9 protein-coding genes are annotated in these 11,091 nt (G+C 73.3%); 3 read left to right on the top strand and 6 right to left on the bottom strand.

Annotation, left to right across the window (positions count from 1 at the left end):
• Positions 1 to 17: 17 nt before the first annotated feature.
• A complete protein-coding gene (locus tag ACIBA9_RS25980; RefSeq protein WP_399366597.1) occupies positions 18 to 1,058 on the bottom strand; it encodes a MerR family transcriptional regulator in 1,041 nt (346 codons plus the stop codon).
• Positions 1,059 to 1,188: 130 nt separating this feature from the next.
• Between ACIBA9_RS25980 and ACIBA9_RS25975 the strand changes: the two genes are divergently transcribed.
• Positions 1,189 to 2,064 carry a RimK family alpha-L-glutamate ligase gene (locus tag ACIBA9_RS25975; protein WP_399366595.1) on the top strand — a complete coding sequence of 292 codons (876 nt, stop codon included), beginning with the start codon at positions 1,189 to 1,191 and terminating at the stop codon, positions 2,062 to 2,064.
• 6 nt (positions 2,065 to 2,070) lie between these two features.
• On the opposite strand, the gene ACIBA9_RS25970 is transcribed toward ACIBA9_RS25975, so the two are convergent.
• From ACIBA9_RS25970 to ACIBA9_RS25955, 4 genes are all read right to left on the bottom strand, one after another.
• Positions 2,071 to 2,628: a hypothetical protein gene (locus ACIBA9_RS25970; protein WP_399366593.1), complete on the bottom strand. Its 558-nt coding sequence runs from the start codon at positions 2,626 to 2,628 to the stop codon at positions 2,071 to 2,073.
• A gap of 47 nt (positions 2,629 to 2,675) precedes the next feature.
• Entirely contained in the window at positions 2,676 to 3,899 is a 1,224-nt protein-coding gene (locus ACIBA9_RS25965) for an MAB_1171c family putative transporter (RefSeq protein ID WP_399366591.1), read from the bottom strand.
• Complete coding sequence (locus ACIBA9_RS25960; RefSeq protein ID WP_399366589.1) at positions 3,896 to 4,498, bottom strand: toxin-antitoxin system, toxin component family protein; 603 nt, start codon at positions 4,496 to 4,498, stop codon at positions 3,896 to 3,898. The genes ACIBA9_RS25965 and ACIBA9_RS25960 overlap by 4 nt, the downstream gene beginning before the upstream one ends.
• Positions 4,499 to 4,560: 62 nt before the next feature.
• Positions 4,561 to 7,536: a beta-galactosidase gene (locus ACIBA9_RS25955; protein WP_399366587.1), complete on the bottom strand. Its 2,976-nt coding sequence runs from the start codon at positions 7,534 to 7,536 to the stop codon at positions 4,561 to 4,563.
• A 75-nt stretch (positions 7,537 to 7,611) separates the two neighbouring features.
• Here ACIBA9_RS25955 and ACIBA9_RS25950 point away from each other — a divergent pair, with 75 nt between their 5' ends.
• Positions 7,612 to 8,070, top strand: a complete 459-nt coding sequence (locus tag ACIBA9_RS25950) for an RrF2 family transcriptional regulator (protein WP_393898381.1) — start codon at positions 7,612 to 7,614, stop codon at positions 8,068 to 8,070.
• A 160-nt stretch (positions 8,071 to 8,230) separates the two neighbouring features.
• Positions 8,231 to 8,878: a DUF4360 domain-containing protein gene (locus ACIBA9_RS25945; protein WP_399366585.1), complete on the top strand. Its 648-nt coding sequence runs from the start codon at positions 8,231 to 8,233 to the stop codon at positions 8,876 to 8,878.
• A 61-nt stretch (positions 8,879 to 8,939) separates the two neighbouring features.
• Here ACIBA9_RS25945 and ACIBA9_RS25940 read toward each other — a convergent pair whose 3' ends face one another.
• Positions 8,940 to 10,847 (bottom strand): pyridoxal phosphate-dependent aminotransferase, encoded by a 1,908-nt coding sequence (locus ACIBA9_RS25940; RefSeq protein WP_399366583.1) that lies wholly within the window; start codon positions 10,845 to 10,847, stop codon positions 8,940 to 8,942.
• Positions 10,848 to 11,091: the final 244 nt, after the last annotated feature.

Raw genomic sequence — 11,091 nt, 5'->3', positions numbered from 1 at the left:
GTGCCCAGGGCCCGGGTTCAGCCGAGGGGCACGGCCTCGTCGAGGTGGGGGACGACGTCGGCGACGACGCAGCTCACGTTGTCCGGGCCGCCCACCGCGTTCGCCGTGTCCACCAGCAGCCGGGCCGCCGCCTCGGGGTCCGGCTCCGCCGTCAGCAGCTCCCGGATCCGCTCGTCGTCCACGACCTCGGTGAGCCCGTCGGAACACAGCAGATACCGGTCGCCCTCCCGCGCCTCCTCCAGCCGCAGGTCCGGCACCGGGTCCAGGTCGCCGCCCAGGGCCTTGCTCAGCAGCGGCGACCGCATCGCCACCCGGTGGTCCCGGGTCATCCGGACCAGCTCCCCGTCCCGCAGCAGATACGCCCGCGAGTCCCCGACATGGACCAGGGCCAGCCGTGAGCCCGTCCACAGCAGCGCGGTCAGCGTGCTGCCGGCCGACCGGTCCCCGCCCGTCAGATCGCACACCGCCTCGCCCGCCGAACGCACCGCGTCCTCCAGCAGACGCAGCACACCGTCCCCGGCGACTTCCTCGTACTCGTCCAGATACCGCAGGGCCTCCACCGCGGCCCCGCTCGCGGGCGCCCCCGCGGGACCGAACCCGTCGGCCACGGCGAGCAGCCTGCGGCCGGCGTACACGGTGTCCTGGTTGGCCGGACGGACCCGCCCTCGGTCGGAGTGGGCGCGATGACGCAGACGAAGCATGGTGGTGTGGTCCTCTCTCGAAGCGGCCGTCAGCTGGTCGACGAGGAACGCGGCCAGATCCCGCCGCACGGCGGTCTCCGCCTCGACGGCGGCCCAGTAGGCCTCGACCGCCCGCGCGGCGTCCGCCGTGTCGAGCGCGCACACCGCCCGGATCCGGGCCAGCGGCATGCCCAGCCGCCGCAGCCAGGCCACGAGCCGGGCCTGACCCAGCTGCGCGACGGCGTAGTACCGGTAGCCGGTGCCGGGATCGACCCGGGCGGGCCGCAGCAGCGCCAGCTCGTCGTAGAGCCGCAGTGCCTTCGGGGACAGCCGGCTCGCCTTGGCGAACGCCCCGATCGTCAGGAACTCGCTGTGCATCCCGCGCGCCTCCTCGTCCGCCACCGATGCTGGGGCTTCACCAAAGGTGAAGGTCAAATCCCGGTGCCGGTTGCGGCACCGGTTGTTAGCCTCACCGGTGTTCGAACCGTCGTACGACAGGGAGTCCCCCGTGCCCCGCATCGCCCTCGCCACCTACGACCCCGGGGCCGAGCCCGGCCACGACACCGATCTGCCGGTGCTGGTGCGGGCGCTCGGGGACGCGGGCGCCGAGGCCGAGGCCCGCCACTGGGACGACCCGGACGCGGACTGGGCCGGCTACGACCTCGTCGTCATCCGCTCCACCTGGGACTACAGCTGGCGGCTCGGGGAGTTCACGGCCTGGGTGGAGCGGGTCGGCGCGCTGACCCGGCTCGCCAACCCGGCCGCGGTGGTGCGCTGGAACACCGACAAGCGGTACCTGGGCGACCTCGCGGCGGCCGGCGTGCCCACCGTCCCCACCCGCTACATCGCCCCGGGCGAGCCGGCCGATCTGCCCGAGGACCACGAGTACGTCGTCAAGCCGGTCTCGGGCGCGGGCGCCCGGTTCGCCGCCCGCTACACCCCCGGCGAGCGCGACACGGCGCTACGGCAGCTCGCGCGGATGCACGCGGACGGCTGCACCGCGATGGTGCAGCCGTATGTGCGGGACATAGACGTCAGCGGAGAGCGCGCGCTGCAGTTCTTCGGCGGCGGCCTGCTGCACGCCAGCCGCAAGGGCGCCGTCCTCACCCCCGGCACCCCCTACGACGCCGACAAGGTGGCCCACCCCGAGCTGCGCCCCTGGCAGCCCACAAAGGCCGAACGCGCCGTGGCCGAGCGGGCGTTGGCAGCCGTACCCGGCGGTTCCGGGCTGCTGTACGCGCGCGTGGACCTGGTCGACGGCGAGGACGGCGAACCCCGTCTGATGGAGCTGGAACTCGTCGAGCCGAACCTCTTCCTGTGGCTCCACCCCGACTCCCTGCCCCGCGTGACCCGGGCGATCCTGGCGGCCGTCGGGCAGGACTGACGCGCCTCACCCGACGATCGCGGTCCGCTGCAGCAGTCCCCAGGTGAACTCGGCGACCACCTCGTGGCGCACCCCGTCCCGGCCGGGCGCGGTGAAGGCGAGCCCCCACCGGGTGGGCGCCGTGCCCTCCAGCGGGCGGGCCGGCGCGAAGGCGCGGGCGGCCTCGTCGACCGTACAGGACCAGGGGACGAGGTCGTCCAGGCCCGCCAGCACGGGCACCGGCGCGCCCGGCGCGCGCACCAGCCACTCGTTCCACACCGCCCCGCCGGGCCCCACCAGCACCTCGAAGCGCAGATCGGGCCAGAGGGGCAGCGCCCACCGCCGTGCCTCGCAGTCGACGTCGCCGAGGCGGCGCGGGACGACGGCCTCGGGCTCGCCGAGGACCGACCGGTACCGGGCGGCCGCGGACCGGGAGCGCGGCGAACGGACCATGGCCTGCCAGCGTTTGTTGGTCTCCCGCATGTCCGCGAGGGACACCCCGAGCCGCCGCCGGGCGTCCTCCACCAGGTCCGGATTGTGGTCGGCCATGCGGCGCAGCAGCACCAGCTGGAAGTCGAGTGACATGCCCCCATGGTGCCCGCGCGCGGGCCCGGTCGCCGTCGGGCGGCCGGTTACGCGACCCCCGCGGCCCGGTCCCTGTCCAGCGCCGCTCGGGCCCGGACCACGGTGATGTCCTCGCCGCGTCGCAGGGCACGGGAGATCGGGGCGATCTCCCGTAGCAGGCACGTGGGGTCGTGCCCGGCCGCCGTCTCCGGTGCCCGCGCGGCCCTGTTCTCGACGGCGTCCAGGATGCCCACCGCCGCGGCCAGTGCCCTCGCCCGCTCCGGTGGATGGCCGAGGGCGAGCGCGGCGTCGCGGGAGCGCCTGGCGAGGTCGGCGTCGATGTGCCGGGCCAGCGGCAGCAGCGCGTCCCGGATGAAGGTCTCGCGCCGGGTCAGCCGCAGCTCCGGCGTGGCCAGCGGCGCGAATGGCACACCCGTACCGCTCACGGTCCGCATCAGCCGGTACAGCGGCCGCAGCTCGCGGTGGGCGTGCCGGATCCGCCGCCGGTCGCGCAGCCACTGGCCGGCGTGCGGCAGGATGATGCCGGCCGCGACCAGGACGGCGGCCAGCGCCGCGACCGGCGGTGCGAGACCGGTGCTCAGCCGGTCCAGATCCCGACCGCACCAGCGGGCGACGACGGCCGCCAGCTTCAACCCCACGAAGACCAGGTTCAGGGCGCACCCGGCGCCCAGCAGCCTCAGCCCCCGGCGCAGCCAGACGTCCAGGTCCTCGCCGTGCGCCCAGTCCCGGATGAGCCGCGCGTTGATCACACAGGCCACCCCGTGCGCGACGAGGTACAGCAGGATCTCCTCGCGCATGAACGGGGTGGCGGCGTAGTAGGTGTCCAGGTCCCGGACCCGCTCCACGGGCACGTCCGCGAACAGGAACAGCACCCACAGCGCGACGATCACCCCCGAGTACACCCACAGCACCCGGCACAGCGGACGCCGGCCGGCCGGCGAGCCGTCGGACGGCCCGTCGCGCCAGGTGATGGTCAGCAGCAGACAGGCGCCCGACATCGCGGTGATGAGCGAATAGCACCAGGGCGCCGCGAAGTTGGGCACGCCGGTCAGCCGGTTGGTCCAGGCGATCGTGGCCGGCGCGGAGAACACGAACACCGCGCAACCGAGCAGCAGCAGACCACCGATGGCGTGCAGCAGCGGATCCCGCCTCAGCCGGACGATGGTGGGCAGCTTGATCAGCAGGGCGGCGGCGAGGACCGCGGCGGGGAGCCAGGAGGAGGGGTGGAGCGCGTCCGGGAACGCCGGGGGAGCGAGGGCCGGCCCGGTCACCGCGCGGCCCCTCCGTGCCCGCGGTAGCCGAGGGTGCGTTGCACGGGGCCCGGCGGGGCGTCGGCCGCCCCCGTCACATGGGAGCGGAACAGGGTGGCGAGACGGTGCCCGAAGTCGTCGGCCTCGGCCTCGTCGCTCTCCCGGGAGCCGTTGCGGGCGGCCACCGTGAGCACCATGTCCCGCCGGCCGGGCGCCTCGGCGAACGCGCGGGCCGCCGCGGATTCGGCCAGGTGGTGATGGCGGTGCCCGGCGTGCAGATGCCACAGCTCATGCCCGAGGATGACCAACTGCTGCACGGCCTCGGCCCGTTCCTCCACGATGACCAGATCGAAGTCGGCGAACTCCACCCACAGTCCGGTGACCTCGATCTCGTCCGGGAACCGTTCGAAGCGCAGCTCCACCGGCCGTCCGCCGCGCAGCACGCTCATCTCCTCGCACAGCGCCCGGCCCAGCTCGCCCACCCCGCCCGGGGTGCCGGGGCGGGCGCGGACGGCGGCGGCGAGGTCGCCGGCCAGGGAGCGCATCGCCGAGCCGGAGCGGGAGCGCCGTAACCGTACGGCCAGGCGGGCTGCCCGTTCTCGCACGCCCCCGAAGGTCATCGGTCTCCCTTCCCACCGCGGTGTGCGGCCCGTCCGAGCCTACGCGCCCGAATGTGTCCGCGTCATGCGATGCGGCCGGGGGAGGGCACCGGGGTCACCGGTACGCCCCCGGCCGTCCGGTCCAGCAGCGTCAGCCGGACCTCGCCGGGCCCGGAGAGCGTGGTGAACTCCGAAAGGACCGCCAGCGCCAGGGTGTTGGCGCCACGGGTGCGCAGGATGCCGTTGGGCAGGACGAAGGTGTGCTGCGGGCCGACGTCGTTGATGTACTGGCCCATGTTCCAGCCGTTGAGGAAGATCTGTGCCCGGTAGGCCCGGTACGGATCGTCCGTCAGGACCAGCCCGACCGACGCGTCGACGTCGGCCGGCACCGACAGCCGGAAGGTGGTCCGGTACCAGGTCACGCCCTGGTACCGCGCGGAACGCGGGAAGCTCACCGCCTCCCAGTCCCGGTCCGGGAAGCCGGGCAGGTGCCAGCCCTCCCGCTCCCCGTACAGTCCACCGTTGTTCATGGGTCCGCGCACCGGGTCCGCGCCCGTCTCGCCCTGGATCCGCCAGGTGATGTCCGGGGCGGCCCCCTTGAAGGAGGCGGCGGTCAGGCCGCGGGCCACCTTGTGGGTGTCGAGCGCCTTGCCGTCCTGGTCGTGCTGCATGCGCCGCACCAGCACCGACAACACGTGCCGGCCGGGGGAGCGCAGCCGCTCGCGCACCGGCAGGACGGCCGTGTCCGCCCAGCTGCCCTTGCGGATGGTGGTGGTCTTGTCCGGGACCGGCATCCGGTGGGTGCCGAGCGGTTCACCGTCGAGCCAGGCCATCAACAGGCCCTGTGTGCCGGTGCTGTAGGCGAGCGCGATCTCCTCGAGGCCGCTGGAGTCGTGGAACGTGCCCCGGTACCAGACGTCGCCGTAGTGGAAGCCGTAGTCGTCGGCGAACAGCACCGGCCCGCCGTCCGGCACCTTCGTGGGGCTGGGCGAGGACGTCTCGTCGGCGACCTTCCAGGAGGAGTCGTCGAAGCCGGGACCGGCCTCGGGGTTCTCCCGTCGCGTCCGCCAGCCGCCCAGCTCGGGCAGCCGCACCTCGGGGGCCGCGGGCAGCCGGCCGGTGGTCATCAGGCTGCCGGAGAGGGTGACCCGGGCGGGCAGGGCGCGCCCGTTCCACACCAGGGTGTCGACACCGCGCGGGCCCCACACCTCCAGGCCCGTGGTCTCGGTGACGTCACCCGTCAGGTGGACCTCGCGGCCGCGCACCTCGGCGTGGCGCAGCAGCTTCGGGCCGTACACCAGCAGGGTTCCGGACGGGGTGTCGTAGGGGAACAGCCGGACGGCGGTGGCGTCGTCGGCGAAGAGCAGCAGCAGCGGGGTCTCGCTCTCGCCCTTGCCGACCAGCACCCGGGTCAGACCGCCCTCGCCGAGGGGGGCGTTCACCCGCAGTTCGTCGCGGTCGTACACCCAGGCCGCCTCCTGGTCCAGCCGCAGGACGGAGGGTTCGACCGGGCACTTCAGCACCAGGTCCGCCATGTCGCCGCGGCGCCCGGAGAACAGCGCGATGTCCTGCCGTCCCGCCGTCAGGCGCAGCACGGGTTCGGCGGTGCTGTACTTCAGCGTCCGCTTGCCCAGGGACAGTCCGGTCGTCAGCAGCCGGGCGTCCTTGCCGGGCACGGTGATCCGCAGGTCGCCGGCGTCGGTGGGCAGCTCGGTGGTGACGGCGTCGGTGCCGTCGTTGCGGGCGATGTACACGTGGGCGCCGGTGTCGGGGTTGGCCAGGTGGTAGACCTTCAGGCCGGCCGCCTTCACCTCCGCCGCCCGGTCCAGCTTGGCGAAGTCGGGCACGCGTTGCAGCAGATGGCCCAGCTGGTGCATCGGCGCGATCTTGTCGGTGACGGTACGGCCCTCGTCGATGGCGGCGCCGTAGTCGTACGACGTGTAGACGACCGGTGCCGGCAGCCAGCCCCACGAAGTCCCGCCGAAGGTCATGTACACGTTGTGCAGGGTGAGGCCGTTGGCGAGGTTGGTCAGGTAGAAGCGGCGTTCGTAGGCCGCGTCCCGGGTGCGCCGTGACTCGGCGTACCCCTTGCCGTCGAACCAGGCCCCGCCCCACGGGTCGAACCAGCCGCCGCCGAACTCGGGCACGAATCCCGGTGTGGACGGCGATGCGGTGGCCCCGCCCCCGGCCCCGCCGGGACCGAAGTGCCCCCAGTCCGGCGGGGTCTGGGAGGGCGAGGGATAGCCGTCGAAGCCGTACAGCCAACCGCCCTTCTCCCCGCCGGTGTCGAAGGAGCCGGGCACCCAGTACCCGTTGCGGCCCTTGTCGTTGTGGAACAGCGGTACGTCGATGCCGTCCGCCCGCACCTTGCGGTACAGGTGGGACATGTACTCCCGGCCGGTGGCCTCGTGGACGTGCGCGTCGTACTCGTTCTCGATCTGGTAGAGCAGCACCGTGCCGGTGCCGTGCGTGAACAGGTGCCGGCCCACGATCCGGTCGACCTCGGTGAGCCACTCGTCCACATGGGACAGATACGTCGGGTCGGCGGTGCGGGCCGTGCCCCGCGTCGCCGTCAGCCAGCCCGGGAAACCGCCGCCGTCGACCTCGGCGTTGATGTACGGGCCCGGCCGCAGGATGACGTACAGCCCGGTCTCGGCGGCCATCCGCAGGAACAGGTCCAGGTCCCGGACCCCGGTGAAGTCGTACCGGCCGGGCGCGGGGGAGTGGTAGTTCCAGGCCACGTAGATGCTCACCGCGTTGTAGCCGTGGGCCCGCATCTTCTGCAGCACGTCCCGCCACAGCGAGGGGCTCGGCAGCCGGAAGGGGTGCAGCTCACCGGACCACACGACCAGCCGTCTGCCGTCGACGAGCAGGGAGTAGCGGTCGTACCCGACGGTGTGCCGGACACCGTCGGCGCTCGGCGGGGCGGGCGCCGGGCCGGTCGGCACGCTGCTGCCCGCGTAGGCCGAGGGCGCCCCGGGGCCGCCGCTGCCGCCCAGGGCGAGACCGAGCGCGGTCGAACCGGCGAGGGCACTGAAGTTACGTCTGCTGAGCGCCAAGGTGGATCCTCCCGGGCGATCTTACGGGGCGCGGGTGCGGCCATTGTCCATGGAGGTGCGCCCCACAATGGACGCATGAGGATCTCGGCGCGGGCGGATTACGCGGTACGGGCGGTTCTGGAGCTGGCCGCGCGGCCAGGCGACGGCCCGGTGAAGGCCGAGGAGATCGCCGCCGCGCAGGAGATCCCGCACAAGTTCCTGGAAGGGATCCTCGGCGATCTGCGGCGCGCGGGAATCGTCGACAGCCGGCGTGGCGGGGGCGGCGGCTACCGGCTCGCCCGGGACGCGGCGGCGATCACGGTCGCGGACGTCATACGGGGTGTCGACGGGCCCATCGTCTCGGTGCGCGGCGAGCGCCCGACCGGCCTCGCCTACACCGGCACGGCCCAGCCCCTGCTGCCGCTGTGGATCGCCCTGCGGGCCAACGTCCGCCGGATCCTGGAGGGCGTCACCCTCGCCGACCTCGCGGCGGACGAGCTGCCCGCGCCGGTGCGGGCCCTGGCGGCGGAGCCGGGGGCCTGGGAGAACCCGTGAAAACCCCGGTGTGAATGGCCGGAGTTCACCCTGTCGGGTGAGAGCGGGGCTTCCTACGATTCCCTCGCCTCCCCCCGCCTTCACAGGTTCCACACGGTTTCTTCAAGGAGAACGGGCGGGTCGGAGGGCGAACCCCCCACCCACTCACCCGGGAGAAACCATGGCTGGTGGCCTTTTCCTGAGCGGCGCCGTAGCCGCTCTGCTCACCACCGCGCTACCCGCGCAGTCCCCGTCCCCCGTGTTCGACAACCCGCCCCCGGACCGGATCGTCATCGACGTGGCGACGGTCAACGGCTCCGGCTGTCCGGCCGGTACGGCCGCGGTGGCGGTGTCCCCCGACAACACCGCCTTCACCGTCACCTACAGCGACTACCTGGCCCAGGCCGGCGGCAACTCCGACCCCACGGCCTTCCGCAGAAACTGCCAGCTCAACCTGATCGTGCACGTCCCGGCGGGCTTCACCTACGCCATCGCCGAAGCGGACTACCGGGGCTTCCTCTCGCTCCAGCCGGGCGCGAGCGCCACCCAGAAGGCGTCCTACTACTTCCAGGGCTCACCGAACACGGCGACCCGTACCCATCCGTTCACCGGCGTCCACAACGACGACTGGCAGGCCACCGACAGCACCGACTGGGCCCAGCTGGTCTGGGCGCCCTGCGGGGTGCTGCGCAACTTCAACATCAACACCGAGCTGAGGGTGAACGCGGGCACCAGCAACCCCGGCAAGGTCAGCTTCATGACGATGGACTCCACCGACGGGGACATCAACACGGTGTACCACCTGGCCTGGCAGCAGTGCCCCAAGTAGCGCCGGGGGCCGCCCCGGTGGTCCGGCGGGGCCTCGCCGTGCCCGGCCCGGGGCGCCCAGGTCAGCCCGTCTGGCCCATCCCCGCCGCGTTCGGCCAGCTCTGGGCGTCGGGCCAGCCCGTCGCCGGGGCCGGGGTCAGGCCGGTGGCCGGTGCCGGGGCCGTCATGCCCCGGACCTGAGCCGCGGTGAGTCCCCCCCGCGCCGGGACACCGGGCGGCGTGGGCGCGACGGCGGCGGGCGCCGGTACCGGTGTGGGGACCGGTACCGGCGTGGGCGGCATGGCGGCGGGCGTGCTCGGCGGGACGGAGTACGGCGTCGGTCCGGGATACGGCGCCGCGGCGGGATACGGCGCCGGTCCGGCTGCGGGCGCCATCGGCTGCCGGGCCGGCACCGGTGCCGGTGCCGGCATGGACGGCGGTGCCGGGGCGCCCGGCGGTACCGGTGTGGGGAACGGTGCCGGCGTGGGCTGTCGGGGCGGTGCGGGCATGCGCATCGGCGGGAGCTGCGGGGGCGGTGTCGCCATCGGGGCCGCCGCTGCCGCGGGTACCGGCATCGGAGTCGGAGTCGGAGTTGGCGCCGGTATCGGCATCGGCATGGGTATTCCGGCGTCGGGCCGCACGGAGCCGGGCGGCACGGAGCCGGGCGGCGTGAGGCCGGGCTGTACGGCGGCGGGTTGTACGGCGGCGGGGAGCGGCATGCCGGTGCCCTCGGCCGGAGCGGGGGCCGCGGCGACGGCCTGGGCGGCGAGCCCTCGCAGGCCGGCCCCGTTGGTCTCGCTCACCAGCCGGTCGACCGCCGCCGTACCCGAGCTGTAGCTGGTCCCGGTGCCCGGCTCGGGTACGGCGGCTCCCCTCCCGGACCCGTAGAGCACCTGCTCCAGGCCCGACACCAGGCGACGCACGTCGACCTGGGGGCGCACCACGAGTCTCAGGAAGCGACTGGAGGAACCGATCTTGTTGCCGCACTCGCGGACCAGGATCCGGTGCTCGGTGAGCATCCGGTCCCGCACCACCGTGCCCTCGGCCCCCACGGGAAGACGGACGAAGAGGAAGTTGCCCTGCGAGGGGTAGACCGTGAGCCCGGGCAGCGCCGAGAGATGGCTGGCCATCTCCAGCCGGTCCCGGCGGACCTGCCGCAGACTGCCCGCGTACTCGGCGCCGTGCTCCCTCAGCATGAACACCACGTGCTCGGCGAGGGAGTTGAGGTTCCACTTGGGCAGCATCGCGCGGACCCTGCCCGCCAGCGCCGGGTTGGCGACCAGATAGCCGAACCGTATGCCGTGCAGGCCGAAGTTCTTGCCCAGGCTGCGCAGGACCACCACGTTCGGGCGGAGCATCGCCTCTTGGACGACGCTCGGGTCGGCCTCCGCGTCGGCGAACTCCAGGAAGGACTCGTCGACGACCACCAGATCCAGATCGGCCATGGCGTCCATGAACTGCACCAGCGACTGCTTGCGCAGATAGCCCCCGTCGGGGTTGTTCGGGTTGCAGACCACGGCCACACGGGTGCCCCGGGCGCGGATGAACTCGCCGTACCGGGCCAGGTCCAGGGCGAAGCCGTTCGCCTCCTGCAGCGGGAACATGTCGACCCGCTTGCCGGTCTCCATCGGCTGGTCGGTCCAGCGCCCGAAGGTGGGCACCGGGATCGCCAGGGACTCGCGGACCAGGAGGTGGTCGAGCCAGGTGATCAGCTCCGTGGAGCCGTTGCCCATCGCCACACACTGCGGCGGCAGCCCCAGCAGGCCGCACAGCTCGGCCGTGATGGTCTCGGCGCTGCTCGGGTAGTACGTGACGATCTCGCGCAGCCGGGCCGCCATCGCGTCGAACATGGCCGGAGTGGGGAAGTACGGGTTGCAGGGGATGCAGAAGTCCACCGGGCCGGTCCCGTCGCCGCCCTCCCGCGTCAGCGCCGCCATCGACGGGCTGTGCGCGGCGGTGCCGCGGAACAACGAGGTGACGTTGCCGGCCAAGGTGACCTCCGTTCGGGTGGCCCGCGCGGGGGAGCACGGGCCGCTCTTGGATACGGAAGGGGTGGCAGAGGCGTTCAATCAGCCGTCCCTGTGCCGAATTACCCGGCTCCCCCACCAAACCTTCACAGGGGTGCCTAGGAACGTGACCGCCGTTGACCTTAGTCTTCCCGCGTCATGGACTACTGCCCCCCGTGCCGACGGCACCTCAACGGCGCCCTGACCTGCCCCGGGTGCGGTGCACCGG

It is taken from the genome of Streptomyces sp. NPDC051452 (genome assembly GCF_044454765.1).
Lineage (GTDB): Bacteria > Actinomycetota > Actinomycetes > Streptomycetales > Streptomycetaceae > Streptomyces.
The sequence above is the reverse complement of the archived record's forward strand: the minus strand, read 5'-3'. Positions and strand labels throughout refer to the sequence as shown.

Coding starts and splice junctions, on each gene's coding strand:
- ACIBA9_RS25970 (WP_399366593.1), bottom strand. CDS start 2,628: ATGTCACTCGACTTCCAGCTGGTGCTGCTGCGCCGCATGGCCGACCAC.
- ACIBA9_RS25945 (WP_399366585.1), top strand. CDS start 8,231: ATGGCTGGTGGCCTTTTCCTGAGCGGCGCCGTAGCCGCTCTGCTCACC.
- ACIBA9_RS25960 (WP_399366589.1), bottom strand. CDS start 4,498: ATGACCTTCGGGGGCGTGCGAGAACGGGCAGCCCGCCTGGCCGTACGG.
- ACIBA9_RS25980 (WP_399366597.1), bottom strand. CDS start 1,058: ATGCACAGCGAGTTCCTGACGATCGGGGCGTTCGCCAAGGCGAGCCGG.
- ACIBA9_RS25950 (WP_393898381.1), top strand. CDS start 7,612: ATGAGGATCTCGGCGCGGGCGGATTACGCGGTACGGGCGGTTCTGGAG.